We start from the raw sequence: 15,658 nt of genomic DNA, 5'->3' as shown, positions 1-15,658 counted from the left end.
GTAGGGAATGGATGCCGCGTCACCAGGGTTTGTACCCTGGAGGCGCGGCATCCGTGCTGTTCAGCCAGAGTCTTCCGATACATAAGCGAGGCCCGCATGATCGACCCGGTGACCTTCGACGGTCCGCCCGCCGTCGGTACCTTCGACCAGAAGCGGGCCGAGAACGCCATCCGCGAGCTGCTCCTCGCCGTCGGGGAGGACCCGGACCGCGAGGGCCTGCTGGAGACCCCGGCCCGGGTGGCGCGCGCCTACAAGGAGATATTCGCGGGCCTCTGGCAGGAGCCCGAGGACGTCCTCACCACCACCTTCGACCTCGGCCACGACGAGATGGTGCTGGTCAAGGACATCGAGCTGACCTCGGTCTGCGAGCACCACCTGGTGCCGTTCCGCGGCGTGGCCCACGTCGGGTACATCCCGTCCACCAGCGGCAAGATCACCGGGCTGTCCAAGCTCGCCCGGCTGGTCGACGTCTACGCCCGCCGGCCGCAGGTGCAGGAGCGGCTGACCAGCCAGGTCGCCGACGCGCTGATGCGGATCCTGGAGCCGCGCGGGGCGATCGTCGTGGTCGAGTGCGAGCACATGTGCATGTCGATGCGCGGCATCCGCAAGCCCGGCGCCAAGACCATCACCTCCTGCGTGCGCGGCCAGCTGCGCGACCCGGCCACCCGGGCCGAGGCGATGAGCCTCATCATCGGCCGGTAGGGCGCCGGCCGGGCCGACGGTTCAGGAACCGGGCACCTCGTGCTCCGCGTGCGGCGGAGCCGGGGTGCCCAGCGCGTTGCGGTGCTCGGGCATCCGCAGCGTGACCATCCGGCGCCAGCCGTAGGCGCGGTCGTACAGGTGGAGCGCGCGCACCCCGAGGGTGATCAGGGCGAGCTGCCAGCGCGGCCAGCGCAGGATCCGGGCCATCCGGGCGGTGACGGCGAGGCCGACGTCCCGGTAGGTGCGGACCTCGCCCCGGGCGCTGGTCTCCAGGGTGTGCCGGACGTACGGGCCGTGGCCCTCGGAGATCAGCCGCAGCAGCTCCTCGTGGCAGTAGGCGAGGTGGTCGTCCTCGTCGGCGGAGATCACCCGCATCGCCCGGCCGAGGGCCGGGTTGTCCGCGTACGCCCTGACCAGCTGCCGCATCTGCTCGGCGGCGCGCTGCTCGGTGACCCGGCTGTGCGCGAGGTAGGTGATGAGCTCGCGGTCGGTCAGCGGGACGTCGGTGTTCAGCCGTTCGTGCGAGAGGCCGATGCCCTGGCGCTCCAGCAGCATGCAGTAGTCGGTCTCGTCGGGCACGGGCACCTTGGGCAGGCCGCGCCGGTTCAGCAGCTGGGCGAAGATCCGGCCGTGCTTGCGCTCGTCGGCACCGTGCCGGGCGACCTTCGGGGCGAGGACCGGGTCCCGGGTGAGGGCGGCGATCCGCTCGTTCTCCCAGCCGCCCTGGTCCTCGCCGCCGGCCGCGATGCTGCAGAACAGCTGGTACGCCTGGTCGTTGCGGTAGATCTCGTCGAAGAGCGAGCGGGTGCTCAGCACAGTGCCTCCTGCGCGGGTCCGGGGGTGCCCGGCGGGGGCCGACGGGCGGTCGCGATACGTTCCCCCGGGCCGCCGGCCGGGCGGGCCGACCGGCGGGTAGTCACCCACGTGCGCTAGCCGAGGTGCGAGCCCAGCCATTCGAGGGTGGCCGGCAGCTCCCTGGTCCAGCTGTCGAAGTTGTGCCCGCCGTCGTCCAGGTAGAGCGAGTCGATCTTGAACTGGGGGTTGGCCGCCGCGGTCCTGGTGGCGAGGTCGACGAACTGGACGGTCTGCGGGTAGTCCCCCTCCGCGCGGGTGGAGACCGCCAGCACGTTGAGCGCCGGGACCGGCAGGTTCTGCAGCCGCCAGCCGAGGTCGTGCTGCTGGGCCAGCGCCTTGTCGCCGTTGAAGAGGTCGCCGCCGGTGTAGTTGTCCTGGCGCACGGTGAAGTCGCCGTGCAGGCTCGCCGCGCTGCCGTAGACGTTCGGGAAGCGCATCGCCAGGCGCAGCGCGCAGCTGCCGCCGGTGGAGTAGCCGAGGGTGCCCCAGGAGCCGGCCGTGCGGCCGACCCGGTAGGCGCTGAGGATGGCCTCGGGGACGTCCTTGACGAACCAGGTCTCGGTGCGCGGCCCGCCGGGGACGTCCACGCACTCGGTGTCCCGGGACGGGACGACCGCCGGGCGGGCCATCACCAGGACGGTCGGCGGCATCTTGCCGGAGCGCTGCAGCTCGATCGCGGTCTGGGCGAGGGGCAGCTCGTGCAGCAGGTTCAGGGTGGTGCCCGGGTAGCCGGCGATGGCCAGCAGGACGGGGAAGCGGACCAGGGTGAGCTTCGGGTCGAAGTACGCGGGCGGCAGGTAGACGAACATCTGGTCGGAGAAGCCCGTCTCCTTGCCGCTCACCCGGACCGACTCGATCCTGCCGACCTCCTCGGGCGGGCCCTTCGGCAGGTTGGTGATGGTCTCCAGGCCGCCCTCGGTGGTGGGCTGGACCAGCGCGTCGGGGACCGGGGTGCCGCCCCTGTGGTTCTCGTTGCCGGCCAGCGCGAGCTTGGCGCCGCCGGGGCTGAGCAGGTCGTCCCAGGAGGTGTAGAACCCGAAGGAGTTGTTCACCGACAGCGCGAGCACGGCCAGGACCGAGGCTTGAACGACCGTCAGTAACCCGATCCGGCCGAGCACCGGCAGCGGACGTTGCGGCGCCAGCCGCGGCCAGAGCCACAGGGTCGTGACGACCGCCGCGGCGCCGAGTGCGAGAAGCGAGTTCACCAGCGCGTCGCTGGTCAGTTCCATGCCGTCGGCCTTCCGGTGGGACACTGTCGGTGCAGGCTTCATCGTCTGGCGGTCCGTCAGGCCGGGCCACCGTGGCTAGGCTGTCCGGATGCCCGGGCGGGCTGGTAGGGCGGGGAGAGCCGGAGGCAACCGGCGCCCTAGAATGCGGCGTCCACCGTACGTAACGCGTCCCGGAGGGTCCCGTCGCGCCACGCTGCGGCGGGCCCCCGGCTCCCACCGCCGGCTCAACCCGCAGCGCGACCACGGCCCCGGTTTACCGACCGTTTCCGGGTCCTTGGTATGCGCATTGCCTGATGAAGGAATAGGCATGAAGGTCCATCACGCGTCCTCCCCCGGAGTGACCGGACACCGCACCGCAGCCTCTACGCTGAGCTTCCATGAGCGTTCCCGTGTCCGTTGAGCCGAGCCCCGAGCAGCCGCCGCGCCGTCGCCGCGGCCTGCAGACGCTGCGCAACCAGGCGTCCGCCGTCCCGAGGGCCTGGCTCCCCGGAGCGGTCGGCTACGCCTGTCTGCTGATCGGGCTCGTGGACATCGCCAGCGCGGTGTTCCCCAGGCTCCGGCACACGAAGGTGCACACCTTCGCGGGGCAGCTGCCGGGCGGCACCACCAGCCTGGCGGCGGTCGGCGCGCTGATGGTCGGCATCCTGCTGGTGCCGCTGGCGCACGCGCTGCGCCGGCGCAAGCGGCGGGCCTGGCGGGCGGTCTGCGTGCTGCTGCCGGTCAGCGCCGGGCTGCACATCGTGCGCTGGCACCAGATCGGCCCGGCGGTCGTCTCGCTGGTGGTCCTCGCCGTGATGCTGGTCCACCAGCGCGAGTTCTACGCCAAGGCCGACCCGCGCACCCGCTGGCGGGCGGTGGTCAACCTGGTCGTCATGGGCGTCCTCAGCGTGCTGCTCGGCCTGCTGATCGTGAGCACCCGGACCAAGTACGAGATCGGCCACCCGGGCCTGACCGAGCGCCTGCAGCACGTCGGGTACGGACTGTTCGGCTTCGAGGGCCCGATCCGGTACAACAACGTCCGGATGTCCGACCTGGTCGCCTACCTGCTCGGCGGGCTCGGCCTGCTGACCGCCTTCACCACCGCGTACCTGGCGCTGCGCCCGGGCAAGCCGAAGCCCGAGCTGACCGCGGAGGACGAGGAGAAGGTCCGCGAGCTGCTCAAGCGGCACGGCGAGCGTGACTCGCTCGGCTACTTCGCGCTGCGCCGCGACAAGAGCGTGCTGTTCTCGCCCACCGGCAAGGCCGCGATCTCCTACCGGGTGGTCTCCGGCGTGATGCTGGCCTCCGGCGACCCGGTCGGCGACGTCGAGGCCTGGCCGGGCGCGATCAAGGTGTTCATGGCCGAGGCCCGCGAGCACGCCTGGGTGCCGGCCGTGATGGGGTGCAGCGAGGTCGGCGGCGAGGTCTGGACCCGCGAGGCGGGCCTGGACGCGCTGGAGCTGGGCGACGAGGCGATCGTGGACACCGCGTCCTTCTCGCTCTCCGGCCGGGCCATGCGCAACGTGCGCCAGATGGTCAAGCGGATCGAGCGCAACGGCTACTCCTGCCAGGTGCGCCGGGTCTCCGAGCTCACCGTGGAGGAGAAGTACCGGATCGCCGACGCCGCCGCCCGCTGGCGCGGCACCGACACCGAGCGCGGCTTCTCGATGGCCCTCGGCCGCTTCGGCGACCCGCTGGACGACGACTGCGTGGTGGTCACCGCCCACAAGGCCCCGGAGGAGGGCGAGGAGGGCGACGACCTGAAGGCCGTGCTGCACTTCGTGCCCTGGGGGCCGGACGGCATCTCGCTGGAGCTGATGCGCCGCGACCGCGCCGCCGACCCGGGCCTGAACGAGCTGCTGATCGTCGCCGCGCTGCAGGCGGTGCCCGCGATGGGCGTGCGCCGGGTGTCGCTCAACTTCGCGATGTTCCGCTCGGCGCTGGCCCGCGGCGAGCGGATCGGCGCCGGCCCGGTGCTGCGCGCCTGGCGGGGGCTGCTGGTGTTCCTGTCGCGCTGGTTCCAGATCGAGTCGCTGTACAAGTTCAACGCCAAGTTCCAGCCCGAGTGGGAGCCGCGCTTCCTGGTCTTCCCGAGCACCCGGGACCTGCCCCGGATCGGCTTCGCCGCGATGCAGGCGGAGGCCTTCATCACGCTCGGGATGCCGCGTTTCGGCCGCCGGCGCCAGCGCGAGGGGCTGATGCCGGTCCCGTCGACCCGTGAGGTCACCGAGGCCGCCTGAGGCCCGTCGCGGGCCTTCGGGGCCGCGACGGCACGGAACGGGGCCCCCGCCGAGAATCCTCGGCGGGGGCCCCGTTCGATAATGGGAAGCATGAACGATTCGCCCTCCTTCTCCCTGCCGGCCGGTCTGCCGCGACTGGAGCGCTGCGCCGTGATGGGCGTGGTCAACGTCACGCCCGACTCCTTCTCGGACGGCGGGATGTGGCACGACCCCGCCAAGGCGATCGCGCACGGCCTCGCGCTGCGGGCCCGCGGCGCCGACCTGGTGGACGTCGGCGGCGAGTCCACCCGGCCGGGCTCGCAGCGGGTCCCCGAGGAGGAGGAGCTGCGCCGGGTGATCCCGGTGGTGCGCGAGCTCGCCGACGCCGGGGTGGTGGTCTCGGTGGACACCATGCGCGCCTCGGTCGCCGAGCGGGCCGTCGAGGCCGGCGCCGCGATCGTCAACGACGTCTCCGGGGGGCTCGCCGACCCGGCGATGGCCCGGGTGGTCGCCGAGACCGGCGCGCCCTTCGTGGTGATGCACTGGCGCGGGCAGTCCGCCGACATGGACCGGATGGCCGTCTACGACGACGTCGTGCGGGACGTGGTCGCCGAGCTGACCGACCGGGTGGACGCGCTGCTGGCGGCCGGGGTCAAGGAGGACCAGCTGATCCTCGACCCGGGGCTCGGCTTCGCCAAGACCTCCGAGCACAACTGGGCGCTGCTCGGCCGGCTGGACGCGCTCACCGCGCTCGGCCGTCCCGTGCTCGTGGCGGCTTCGCGCAAGCGGTTCCTGGGTACGCTGCTCGCCGACCCGGCAACCGGGGAACTGCGCCCGGCCCGGGAGCGCGACGACGCGACGGCCGCGGTGTCGGTGCTGTCCGCACGGGCGGGAGCCTGGGCGGTGCGGGTGCACGACGTGTCCGGCACGGCGGATGCCGTCCGGGTGGTCGCGGCCTGGCAGCACGCGGCGCGGTTGGGGTGAGGGAGGGTCTGTGACAGGTGACGGCAGGTTGAGCGGCGGTACGGCCGGGCGGGCCCGCGAGGCGGACCTGGAGGCCGTTCTGGCGGCGAACCAGGGGCTCTACGAGGCGCTGGAACGGGGGGACCTGGAAGCGGTCGAGGACGCCTGGCTGGGCGCCGCGGACGCCGACGACAAGGGTGGCGTGGTGTGCGTGCACCCGGGCTGGCCGGTGCTCCGCGGCCGGGCCCAGGTGACCCGTTCGTACATGCTGATCATGATGAACACGGAGTACATCCAGTTCTTCCTGACCGATGTCGAGGCCGAGGTGCACGGTGATGTGGCCCTTGTCACGTGCACCGAGAACATCCTGTCCGGCGGAGAGTCGGAGGAGGAGGGGGAACTCGGGCCGCTGGTCGGCGGAAAGGTCGTGTCGACGAATCTGTTCCGTCGTACCCCGGCCGGGTGGAAGCTCTGGTCGCATCACGGTTCACCCGTTCTGACCAGCGGGGACGACGACGAGGAGAGCTGATTCCGGCACTTGCGGAAATGCGGTGCCGGGAAGTCGCCGGGAATTTCCGAGTGGTCACCGAACGTTCACGTCAATCGCCATATCGGTGCGCGTGGCGTCGGTTCGTGCCGGGTAGGACGGTCAGGCGTTGTCCGTGCTCGCGGGTAGATTCGAAACGGAGTGGCGGGCGTGCCGCCCGCCTTCGCCCTGCCCGTCCATGCCTTTCTCCGGGCGGGGCCCGTCCGACTGGGAGCAGTGATTCGTTTGCTGGACCGCGTCACCCTGCGGGGGCTGCGAGCCCGGGGCCACCACGGCGTCTTCGAGCGCGAGCGCGTCGAGGGGCAGACCTTCGTGGTCGACCTCGTGCTCCACCTGGACACCCGCCCCGCCGCGGCCGGAGACGACCTCACCCGCACCGCGCACTACGGGCTGGTGGCGGAGGAGGTCACCGCGATCATCGCCGGGGAGCCGGTCGACCTGATCGAGACGCTGGCCCAGCGGATCGCCGACCAGTGCCTCAAGCACGAAGCGGTCGAGGAGGTCGAGGTCACCGTGCACAAGCCGGACGCCCCGATCACCGTGCCGTTCGACGACGTGACCGTGACCATCCACCGGGGCCGCGCATGACCCCCACCGCGCGCCCGGTATCCGATGTAGAGGACGTTTTCCGATGAGCGAGCGAAGCGAGCGGATGATCAAGAGGTGCGCATGGGTGAGTGCCCCTGCTGAGCGAAGCGAGGCGGGCGCATGAGCACCAGCGACCCGACCGCCACGCCGAACGCGTTCGACCTGGAGAGCCGGGTGGACTCCGCCGACACCACGCTGCACAGCCAGCGCTGCGCGGTGATCGCGCTCGGCAGCAACCTGGGCAACCGGCTGGACACCCTCCAGGGGGCCGTCGACGCGCTCGCCGACACCCCGGGGCTGAAGATCAAGGCCGTCTCCGCGGTGTACGAGACCGAGGCCGTCGGCGGGCCCGAGGAGCAGCCGAACTACTACAACGCGGTCGTGGTGCTGCGCACCTCGCTGCCCCCGCGGGACCTGCTGGAGCGCGGCAACGCCATCGAGGACGCCTTCGGGCGGGTGCGGACCGTCCACTGGGGCCCGCGCACCCTGGACGTCGACATCCTGGCCTACGAGGGCGTGCTGAGCGACGACCCGCAGCTGCTGCTGCCGCACCCGCGCTCGCACGAGCGTGCCTTCGTGCTCGCCCCCTGGCTGGACGCCCAGCCGGAGGCCGAGGTGCCCGGGCACGGGCGGGTGGACGCGCTGCTGACCGCGCTGGGCGGTCCGGACGCGCAGGGCGTGAAGCGCCGCGAGGACATCGGGCTGACGCTGCCCGAGTAGGTCCGGAGGCCGGTGACCGGGGCCGTTGCCCGGGGAACTCGGCCGGGGGCCCGGCCGTACGAGTAGGTGTCCGCCGTTCACGCGGGTGCCCGCCCGGCCGGGCCCGGTACGGTGGCCTGGCGTCGCCGCGCCACCGGGCGGGCGGCCGGTTCGGGTACCCGGGAAGGACCTCCTCCGAGTGAAGCTGCTTCGCCTCCGCCTCCTGATCGGCATCACCGCCGCCACGACGGCGCTGTCCTGGGCCGGCTCCAAGCTGTGGGCCTCCGTGGACACGCTGCCTGCGGTGCCGGCCGCGGCGCCGGTGGTGCTGGCGGCGGTCGCGGTGGTCCTGCTGGCGACCGCGCTGTCGCTGCGGGCCCGGCTGAAGGCGGTGCGCGAGCGGCAGCCCGGGGCGAAGGGGGTCGACCCGCTGCTGGCGGCCCGGGCGGTGGTGCTGGGGCAGGCCAGCGCGCTGGTCTCCTCGGTGGTCACCGGGATCTACGCGGGGGCCGGGATCTACCTGCTGGGCGAGCTGGACGTGTCGGCCCGCAAGGACCAGGCCGTGACGGCCGGGCTCGCGGTGCTGGCGGGGGCCGCGGTGATCGCGGCGGCGCTCTGGATCCAGCACGTGTGCAAGCTGCCGGAGAACCACGACGACCCGGGCGGTCCGGCGGCGTCGCACCGCTGAGACGCGGCCGGGGCAGCGCCGGGGCGCCGCCCGGGCGTCACGGGGGCCTCGACGGCCCCTCCGGCACCGTCGGCCTCGTCGGCACCGCTGAGCAGGGCTTTCTTCGTGATCTTGCGTGAGAATCCGGGCACGTGCGGTAAAAACCGCACCCTGTCAAGGGCGGAAGGGGACCCTGGGCTGACAGGCCCCCAATTCGCACGCTAGTTTCTTGGACATGTCTCGCGGACGCCACCGTCATTCCTCCGTCCTCGGCCGGGTCTTTCCCCCCACCGCCGCCGGCGTGCTGCTGGTCGCCGCACTGGCCGCTCTGCTTTTCAGTCAGGACACCGTCCTGGTGCGCTCGGTGGGCGTCGCGGCGGTGATCGCGACGCTCGGCTTCGCGCTGCTGCTGCGCCAGCGGGACAAGGCGGCCCGGGCGGCCGCCGAGACGTCCGCGGCCCAGCGGCTGCGCGCCGAGGAGCGGTTCGAGGAGCAGCTGGCCGAGGCCGAGTACGCGGCGGAGGTCGCCGAGGAGCGGGCCACCCGGTTCGGGCGGCGGCTGACGGCGGAGAAGTCGCGGCTGGCGAAGGCCGAGACCGAGATCGCCCGGCTGCTGCGCGAGCGGGCCGTGGCGGTGGCCGAGCAGGCGCTCAAGGAGGCCGAGGCGGCCCAGCAGGCGCTCGCCGCGAGCCGTCCGAAGCACCCGGCCAGCCCGGCCGCCTACGTGCGGGCGGCGTCCGTGCTGCGGCTGCTGGAGCGCCGCGCGGCGGAGCAGGAGGCCCGGCGGGCGCGTACGGCGGGCGCGGAGGTGGCCCTGCGGAAGCCCGCGAAGGAGTCGCCGGTCGCCCCGGCCGCGTCGGTGGCCGTGCCGGCCCCGGTGGCGCCCTCGGTGCCGACCCCGGGGCAGGCTCCGGCGGCCCCGGCGCCGGTGCGGCCCGAGCCGGTGCGTCCGGCGCTGACCGCGACGGTCGGTCAGCTCGGCGGCGCGTCGGCCGGGCCGGCCGCGGCGCCCGCGCCGGTGGAGCGGCAGCGGCCGCGTCCGGCGCAGTCCGGTCCGGCCCGCGGGCAGGGCTTCAGCTTCTTCGGCCGCGGTGCGGCTGCCCCGGCGCGCCCGGCGGCCCCGGCACCGGCGGTGGGCAGCGTCGCCGAACTGGGGGAGCGCGCCGACCTGGCGGACGTGGTGGGCGACGAGGCGGTGGCCGAGAAGGCCGTGGCCGAGGCCCGGGCGGCGGAGTCGGCCGAGCGGCCGGAGCAGGGCGGGCCGACCGTGGTGGACCTGACGCCGGAGGACGAGACCGAGCTGATCCAGCTGCCGGAGCTGCGCGCCTCGCGCTGAGGCCCGCCGGGCCCCGGAAACGGAGAAACCGCGGCGCGGGGAGTCGGACGGACCGACTTCCCGCGCCGCGGCGTTGTCCGCGGGTGCGTCAGAGCTGGACGCCGAAGTCCTGGGCGATGCCGGCCAGGCCGGAGGCGTAGCCCTGGCCGACGGCGCGGAACTTCCACTCCCCGTTGTTGCGGTAGAGCTCGCCGAAGATCATCGCGGTCTCGGTGGCGGCGTCCTCGGAGAGGTCGTAGCGGGCGATCTCGGCGCCGCCGGCCGCGTTCACCACGCGGATGTAGGCGTTGCGGACCTGGCCGAAGTTCTGGCCGCGGGCGGTGCCGTCGTAGATGGTGACCGGGAAGGTGATCTTGGCGGCCTCGACCGGCAGGCCGGCCAGGTTGATGTTGATCGACTCGTCGTCGCCCGCGCCCTCGCCGGTGCGGTTGTCACCGGTGTGCACGACGGTGTTGTCCGGCGTGCTGGTGTTGTTGAAGAAGACGAAGTGGCCGTTGGACAGCACCTTGCCGTCCGCGTTCAGGACGATCGCGCTGGCGTCGAGGTCGAACTCGGCGCCGGTCGTGGTGCGGACGTCCCAACCCAGGCCGACGGTGACCGCGGACAGGCCGGGGGCCTCCTTGGTCAGCGAGACGTTGCCACCCTTGGAGAGGCTCACTGGCATGACGATTGCAGTCCCTTCGTTCGCTTCGTTCGCTATTTCCCGGGACAACGCAATACCGCGGTGGCTTGGTTCCGCAGGGGCCGTGAATTCTTCGTGGGCGCCCAACGGAGGGCAAAGACCGGGCAAAGGACGTGTCAGATGCGCCGGAACCGGCCCTGCAGCGTCCAGATGTTCGGGTTGTCGGCCAGGTCGGGGTGCATGTCGAAGAGGTCGGCCAGGGTGTCCTGGAGGAAGTCCCGGGCCTCGCGCCGCAGCTCGCCGTGGCGGACCACCACCGGCGGCTCGTCCGGCAGCCAGGTGGCGGTGACCTCGACCCAGTTGAAGCGGCGGGCGAAGCGCAGCAGCTCGGTGTTCTGGGTGAAGTCGAGGTCGGCGGTCTGCACCCGGGCGGCCCGGACGCCGTCCGGGTCGCGGTCCAGGAGTTCGGCGACGTCGCACAGCGCCCACGCGAAGTCGAGCACGGGCACCCAGCCCCAGGCGGTGGACAGTTCCGAGCCCTCGCCGTCCAGGTAGACGTCGCCGCAGAACAGGTCGTACCGCAGGGCGTGCACGGACGCGGTGCGGTAGTCCGTCTGCGGGGGGTCGGGGAAGCGGTTGGAGAGGGAGTAGCCGAGCTCGATCACGTACGCCATTGTCGGGGCTCGGGGCGCCCGGGGGTAACCGGGTGCGGAAGCGGGGGGCGTACCGATATCCGGGTGACCGGGCGGGCCGGGCGCGGGATGATGGGCGCATGTCCGAGCCCATCCGCGTACGGGGGTCGGTGGTCGTCCCCGACGCCGAGCTCGTCTGGCGCTTCTCGCGTTCCTCCGGCCCCGGCGGCCAGCACGTCAACACCTCCGACTCCAAGGCCGAGTTGCGCTTCGACCTGGCCTCGACCAGGGCGCTGCCCGAGGTGTGGCGCGAGCGCGCGCTGGAGCGGCTGGCCGGCCGGCTGGTGGACGGCCGGGTGCTGGTGGTCCAGGCCTCGGAGTTCCGCTCGCAGTGGCGCAACCGGGAGGCGGCCGCGGCCCGGCTGTCGGCGCTGCTGACCGAGGCGTGCGCGCCGCCGCCGAAGGCCCGGCGGGCGACCAGGCCGAGCCGGGGGATGGTCCAGCGGCGGCTGGAGAACAAGAAGCACCGCTCCGAGCTGAAGCAGGGCCGCCGGGCGCCGCGGGGCGGCGAGTAGCCGGCGCGGCCTCAGCCGAGGGTGCGGTAGCCGCCGCGGAAGTAGAGCAGCGGGCGGCCGCCGGGGTCGGGCACCGTGGCCTCCAGGACGCGGCCGAGCAGCAGGGTGTGGTCGCCGGCGGGTATCCGCTGCTCGGTGCGACACTCGACGGTGGCCAGCGCGCCGTCGACCAGCGGGGCGCCGGTGCGCGGGCCGCGGTGGTGCGGGGTGTCCGCGAACAGCAGCCGGTCGCTGAGCCGGCCCTTCATGGCGAACCGGGAGCCGAGCGTCTTCTGTCCCTCGGTCAGCACCGAGACCGCCCAGGTGTCCACCCGGGAGAGCACCTCGTCCATCCGGGAGTCCTCGCGGACCGAGATCAGCACCAGCGGCGGCTCCAGCGACACCGAGAGGAAGGACGTGGCGGTCATGCCGACGTCCTCGCCGTCCTCCGGGTCGTGGACGGTCACCAGGCTCACGCCGGCGGCGAGCTGGGAGAGGGCAGCCCGGAACTCGTCGGGCGTGGCGTGGGGGGCAGCTTCGGGCTGCGGCGACGGGTACACGTACCGCACGGTAGTCGTCACCCGGGAGGAACGGCATCGGGCCTTGGTCGTAGGACCGGCGGTCCGGCCGAAGGGTTACGCCCGGTGGCCGAACTCACCCTCAGGAGTGAAGCGACCGGACTGGCGGGCGCAGTCGGCTTCAGTCGGCGGCCAATGCGGTCGACCACCAGAAAAGTTCCGATGGCGCTGTATGTCCCACTACGGGACAGATGAACTGATTAAGGGCGCATTAGTCTCGTGTGATTTAAGTCACAAGTGATGGCCTATTGCTGACCGAGCGTGCCGAGCGCTGTGCTCCCTGTGATTCAGTTCTTCTGGCAATCGGACGATAACCAATCAAGAACTATCCGAAGCAGCCGGGGAGCCCCCGCATGGAAGCCGAGTCGGAGCCGTACGTCCGTCTCGCGACCCTCCGCACCTTGCACCGGGTCGTGGCGGACCTCAACGCTGCCCGCAGCCTCGCTGGCACGCTCCAGGCCGTGGTCGAGGGCGCGGTGCACGGGCTCGGCTTCGACGCCGCCGCGGTCAGCCTCGTCCGGCCCGACGGCGACCTCGTGGTGGCGGCCGTCTGGGAGCTGGAGGAGAGCCCGATGGGCGGCCCCTCCGTCCTGCTCGGCCAGGTCGGCTCCCGGGAGTCCTGGGACCGGCTGCTCGGCGTCAGCGACCACTGGGGCACCCTGCGCTTCCTGCCGTACGACCGCGGCTGGGCCGTCGCCAGCGACATCCCGCGCTGGATCGGGGACGGCCCGCTGCCGGTGTACGCCAACGACTGGCACCCCGCCGACGGGCTGCTCGCCCCGATGTACAGCGCCGGCGGCGACCTCCTCGGCGTCCTCTCGGTGGACCGCCCGCGCAGCGGCAAGCGGCCCGGCGCCTGGACCCGCGAGGCGCTGGAGATGTTCTCCCTGCAGGCCTCCATCGCGATCGGCAACGCCCGGCTGCGGGCCGAGATGCAGCGCGCGCTGGCCCGCCTGGAGAAGGAGCAGCAGGCGCTGCGAGCCAGCGAGGAGAGCTTCCGCCAGGCCTTCGAGTACGCGCCCAGCGGGATGGCGATCACCGAGCTGCACGGCGTCGGGCGCGGCCAGCTGACCAGGGTGAACGACGCGCTCTGCCGACTGCTCGGCCGGCCCCGGGCGGTGCTGCGCCAGCAGAGCTTCGCCGACCTCGTGCACCCCGAGGACCGGGCGCTGCTGGAGCGCACCAGCGCCGAGAGCGGCCGCGCGGAGCTGCGGCTGTCCCGGCGGGACGGCGGCTACCAGTGGGTCTGCCTGCGCAACTCGATCGTCGCGGACGCGGCCGAGGGGCCGAGCTTCCTGCTCACCCACGTCGAGGACATCGAGGACCGCAAGCGGCACGAGTTCCAGCTCGCCCACCGGGCCAGCCACGACGCCCTGACCGGGCTGCCGAACGGCGCCGAGCTCAAGGCCCGGCTGGCCCGCCGGCTCTGCGCCCAGCCGCAGCCGGTCGGCGCCACCGGCGGGCAGGTCGAGGTGGCCTACCCGCAGCCGTACGGCTACCCGGCCGACTCCTACAGCGCGCACGCGGCGCACGACGGGCTGGAGGGCGCGGACCGGTACGCCGGGCCGGCGCACGGCTACGGCCTGCCCGAGGGGCTGCCGAGCGGGCTCGGCCCGGGCTTCGGGGAGCACGTGCACGCGGTGGTCCCGGCCGAGTACGGGCCGGGCGGCGAGGCCTGGTCGGCGCCGTTCCGCTCGGGCGCGGCGGCGGCGGTGGACAAGGGGCTCGCGGTGCTCTTCTGCGACCTGGACGGCTTCAAGTCGATCAACGACCGGTTCGGCCACAACGCGGGCGACGCGGTGCTGGTCGAGGTCGCCCGGCGGCTGAGCCAGGCCGTCCGGGACGGCGACACGGTGGCCCGGCTCGGCGGCGACGAGTTCGTGGTGCTGGCGGACGGGATCGGCCGCGAGGAGGCCAAGGACCTCGCCCACCGGCTGCGGGGCGCGATCATCCCGCCGATGCGGATCGACGGACGGGCGATGCGGGTGGGGGTGAGCCTCGGCGTCGGCTGGGCCGGCTGCGGGATGAGCATCGAGGAGGTGCTGCAGACCGCGGACGAGCGGATGTACGACGAGAAGCGGGCCCGGGGCGGGGCGGTGCGCGGGGCGCGCGGCGAGCGCTCGCACCGGCGCGCGGGCTGAGCCGGCGGACGGCCCCCGCGGGCCCGGGCCGGCCCTGGTCGGTCCCGGTTACCCGTGAGTTGTCAAGGGTTCTTTTCCCGCCGTCACATACGGCAGGTAGGGTTCCCGGTACGACAGCGTCCATGATCTGCGCCGCCCGCAGCAGGCGGCGCACCGGATGGGGGAGCAGACCACCGTGACGACCGCCGGCAGCAACGGAGTGCCCGAGGGCCAGGGGGGCGGTGCCCCGCAGGACGACGACCCGTTCGGCTACCTCTACCGCCCGGCCGACGGTTCCACCGGGCAGCCGGCCGAGCCGCAGCAGGGGGTCCCGCGCACGCCGTACAGCCGCCCGATGGAGGTCGGGCGCGCCCAGTACGGCTACCCGCCGCGGGCGCAGCAGCAACAGCAGCAGCCGTACGGCCAGCAGGGCATGCCGCCGCAGTACCCGGGCGGCCAGCCGCAGGCCCCGTACGGTCAGCCCGGCCCGCCGCAGCAGCCCGAGTACGGTGCGGCGCCCACCCAGCAGACCCGCTACGCCGAGCACTCCCGGCCGCAGCCGGGGGAGGAGCCGCGCAGCAGCGGCCGGAGCAAGGGCGCGGTGATCGGCGCGGTGGCCGTGGTCGCGGCGATAGCGATCGGGGCGGGCATAGCCCTCTCCACCGGGGACCCGGACGACAACAAGACCGGCAAGGGCGGCACCGCCACCACCGCCCCGCCGGCCCCCACCACCCCGGGGCCGACCGCCACGACCGCCAGCGGCTCCCCCTCGGTGAGCGCCACCCCGGTCTCCGGACCGACGACCGTGGACGCCGGCCAGCTCCAGGGGCAGAACGCGCCCTCCGGCAACACCGTCAAGGGCGCCAAGTCGGCCGACGGCAGCTACCTGACGCTCCAGCCGGGCGGCTCGGTGACCTGGACCGGCGAGATCGCCACCGCCGGGTCGTACAAGCTGACGGTGCACTACAACTACTCGGGCGCGGAGTTCAAGGGCTCGGCCTCGGTGAACGGCAAGGACTGGCCGAGCGGGGTGACGTACAGGATCTACGGGCCGCAGCCCAAGGACCAGACCTCCGCCTGGTACAGCACCTGGATACTGCCGCAGTTCCAGGCCGGGCCGAACACGGTGACCCTCACGGTGCCCTCCGGCGCGGTCCTGGTCGACCAGATCACCATCGAGCCGGGCGGCTGAGCCCGCCCCTCCTCCGGACACACCACGGCCGCCCGTCCCCGCGTGGGGAAGGGCGGCCGTCGGCGTCGCTCAGGCGGGCTCGACGGTGGAGAACCTCTCGCCGCCGACGATCCACCGGCCGCGGCGCATCACCGCGACCAGGTCGTAGCCCTCCGAGTCGACCACGACCAGGTCGG

The 15,658-nt window shown here is 73.2% G+C and carries 16 protein-coding genes; 11 read left to right on the top strand and 5 right to left on the bottom strand.

Translation table 11 applies throughout. The annotated features are described in order from the left end of the window. The first annotated feature begins 96 nt into the window (after positions 1–96). Positions 97–702 (top strand): GTP cyclohydrolase I FolE, encoded by a 606-nt coding sequence (folE, locus tag ACFVU7_RS42175; RefSeq protein WP_049654054.1) that lies wholly within the window; start codon positions 97–99, stop codon positions 700–702. A 21-nt stretch (positions 703–723) separates the two neighbouring features. On the opposite strand, the gene ACFVU7_RS42170 is transcribed toward folE, so the two are convergent. Next, complete coding sequence (locus ACFVU7_RS42170; protein ID WP_388051613.1) at positions 724–1,518, bottom strand: ferritin-like domain-containing protein; 795 nt, start codon at positions 1,516–1,518, stop codon at positions 724–726. A gap of 113 nt (positions 1,519–1,631) precedes the next feature. Then, positions 1,632–2,786 (bottom strand): esterase family protein, encoded by a 1,155-nt coding sequence (locus tag ACFVU7_RS42165; RefSeq protein WP_063780220.1) that lies wholly within the window; start codon positions 2,784–2,786, stop codon positions 1,632–1,634. A 377-nt stretch (positions 2,787–3,163) separates the two neighbouring features. On the opposite strand from ACFVU7_RS42165, the gene ACFVU7_RS42160 reads away from it, so the two are divergent. The 7 genes from ACFVU7_RS42160 (at position 3,164) to ACFVU7_RS42130 (ending at position 9,784) form a co-directional block, all read left to right on the top strand. Beyond that, a complete protein-coding gene (locus ACFVU7_RS42160; protein WP_380741892.1) occupies positions 3,164–5,005 on the top strand; it encodes a phosphatidylglycerol lysyltransferase domain-containing protein in 1,842 nt (613 codons plus the stop codon). Positions 5,006–5,095: 90 nt separating this feature from the next. Beyond that, the gene (folP, locus tag ACFVU7_RS42155; RefSeq protein ID WP_049654059.1) at positions 5,096–5,968 is read left to right on the top strand and encodes a dihydropteroate synthase; all 873 of its coding nucleotides are present in this window, start codon (positions 5,096–5,098) and stop codon (positions 5,966–5,968) included. A gap of 10 nt (positions 5,969–5,978) precedes the next feature. Beyond that, positions 5,979–6,476 carry a nuclear transport factor 2 family protein gene (locus tag ACFVU7_RS42150; RefSeq protein WP_388051610.1) on the top strand — a complete coding sequence of 166 codons (498 nt, stop codon included), beginning with the start codon at positions 5,979–5,981 and terminating at the stop codon, positions 6,474–6,476. A gap of 246 nt (positions 6,477–6,722) precedes the next feature. After that, a complete protein-coding gene (gene folB, locus ACFVU7_RS42145) occupies positions 6,723–7,082 on the top strand; it encodes a dihydroneopterin aldolase (RefSeq protein WP_049654068.1) in 360 nt (119 codons plus the stop codon). 120 nt (positions 7,083–7,202) lie between these two features. Next, a complete protein-coding gene (gene folK / locus ACFVU7_RS42140) occupies positions 7,203–7,802 on the top strand; it encodes a 2-amino-4-hydroxy-6-hydroxymethyldihydropteridine diphosphokinase (RefSeq protein ID WP_049654060.1) in 600 nt (199 codons plus the stop codon). Between the two features lie 178 nt (positions 7,803–7,980). After that, a complete protein-coding gene (locus tag ACFVU7_RS42135) occupies positions 7,981–8,469 on the top strand; it encodes a DUF3180 domain-containing protein (protein WP_049654061.1) in 489 nt (162 codons plus the stop codon). Between the two features lie 214 nt (positions 8,470–8,683). Further along, complete coding sequence (locus ACFVU7_RS42130; protein WP_380745043.1) at positions 8,684–9,784, top strand: hypothetical protein; 1,101 nt, start codon at positions 8,684–8,686, stop codon at positions 9,782–9,784. Positions 9,785–9,872: 88 nt separating this feature from the next. Here ACFVU7_RS42130 and ACFVU7_RS42125 read toward each other — a convergent pair whose 3' ends face one another. Both ACFVU7_RS42125 and ACFVU7_RS42120 read right to left on the bottom strand, forming a co-directional pair. Next, entirely contained in the window at positions 9,873–10,448 is a 576-nt protein-coding gene (locus ACFVU7_RS42125) for a TerD family protein (RefSeq protein WP_049655167.1), read from the bottom strand. A gap of 134 nt (positions 10,449–10,582) precedes the next feature. Next, positions 10,583–11,080, bottom strand: coding sequence for a hypothetical protein (locus ACFVU7_RS42120; RefSeq protein ID WP_369808326.1), 498 nt, complete (start codon positions 11,078–11,080; stop codon positions 10,583–10,585). A 98-nt stretch (positions 11,081–11,178) separates the two neighbouring features. Between ACFVU7_RS42120 and arfB the strand changes: the two genes are divergently transcribed. Continuing rightward, positions 11,179–11,613: an alternative ribosome rescue aminoacyl-tRNA hydrolase ArfB gene (gene arfB / locus ACFVU7_RS42115; RefSeq protein ID WP_117489044.1), complete on the top strand. Its 435-nt coding sequence runs from the start codon at positions 11,179–11,181 to the stop codon at positions 11,611–11,613. 11 nt (positions 11,614–11,624) lie between these two features. On the opposite strand, the gene ACFVU7_RS42110 is transcribed toward arfB, so the two are convergent. Further along, the gene (locus ACFVU7_RS42110) at positions 11,625–12,161 is read right to left on the bottom strand and encodes a flavin reductase family protein (protein WP_369808329.1); all 537 of its coding nucleotides are present in this window, start codon (positions 12,159–12,161) and stop codon (positions 11,625–11,627) included. A 362-nt stretch (positions 12,162–12,523) separates the two neighbouring features. Between ACFVU7_RS42110 and ACFVU7_RS42105 the strand changes: the two genes are divergently transcribed. Beyond that, positions 12,524–14,311, top strand: coding sequence for a diguanylate cyclase (locus tag ACFVU7_RS42105; RefSeq protein WP_049655177.1), 1,788 nt, complete (start codon positions 12,524–12,526; stop codon positions 14,309–14,311). A 157-nt stretch (positions 14,312–14,468) separates the two neighbouring features. Continuing rightward, on the top strand, positions 14,469–15,482 hold the full coding sequence (locus ACFVU7_RS42100; protein WP_388051606.1) for a hypothetical protein: 1,014 nt from the start codon (positions 14,469–14,471) through the stop codon (positions 15,480–15,482). Positions 15,483–15,658 lie beyond the last annotated feature (176 nt).

Source organism: Kitasatospora sp. NPDC058046 (assembly GCF_042885595.1).
Lineage (GTDB): Bacteria > Actinomycetota > Actinomycetes > Streptomycetales > Streptomycetaceae > Kitasatospora.
Note: the sequence above shows the minus strand (reverse complement) of the source record. Positions and strands in the feature narration are given on the sequence as shown.

Bases quoted from the DNA above. Each gene is read 5' to 3' on its own strand.
- ACFVU7_RS42130 (WP_380745043.1), top strand. From the start codon at position 8,684: ATGTCTCGCGGACGCCACCGTCATTCCTCCGTCCTCGGCCGGGTCTTT.
- ACFVU7_RS42125 (WP_049655167.1), bottom strand. From the start codon at position 10,448: ATGCCAGTGAGCCTCTCCAAGGGTGGCAACGTCTCGCTGACCAAGGAG.
- ACFVU7_RS42160 (WP_380741892.1), top strand. From the start codon at position 3,164: ATGAGCGTTCCCGTGTCCGTTGAGCCGAGCCCCGAGCAGCCGCCGCGC.
- folE (WP_049654054.1), top strand. From the start codon at position 97: ATGATCGACCCGGTGACCTTCGACGGTCCGCCCGCCGTCGGTACCTTC.
- folP (WP_049654059.1), top strand. From the start codon at position 5,096: ATGAACGATTCGCCCTCCTTCTCCCTGCCGGCCGGTCTGCCGCGACTG.
- ACFVU7_RS42105 (WP_049655177.1), top strand. From the start codon at position 12,524: ATGGAAGCCGAGTCGGAGCCGTACGTCCGTCTCGCGACCCTCCGCACC.
- ACFVU7_RS42165 (WP_063780220.1), bottom strand. From the start codon at position 2,786: ATGGAACTGACCAGCGACGCGCTGGTGAACTCGCTTCTCGCACTCGGC.
- ACFVU7_RS42100 (WP_388051606.1), top strand. From the start codon at position 14,469: ATGGGGGAGCAGACCACCGTGACGACCGCCGGCAGCAACGGAGTGCCC.
- arfB (WP_117489044.1), top strand. From the start codon at position 11,179: ATGTCCGAGCCCATCCGCGTACGGGGGTCGGTGGTCGTCCCCGACGCC.
- ACFVU7_RS42120 (WP_369808326.1), bottom strand. From the start codon at position 11,080: ATGGCGTACGTGATCGAGCTCGGCTACTCCCTCTCCAACCGCTTCCCC.
- folK (WP_049654060.1), top strand. From the start codon at position 7,203: ATGAGCACCAGCGACCCGACCGCCACGCCGAACGCGTTCGACCTGGAG.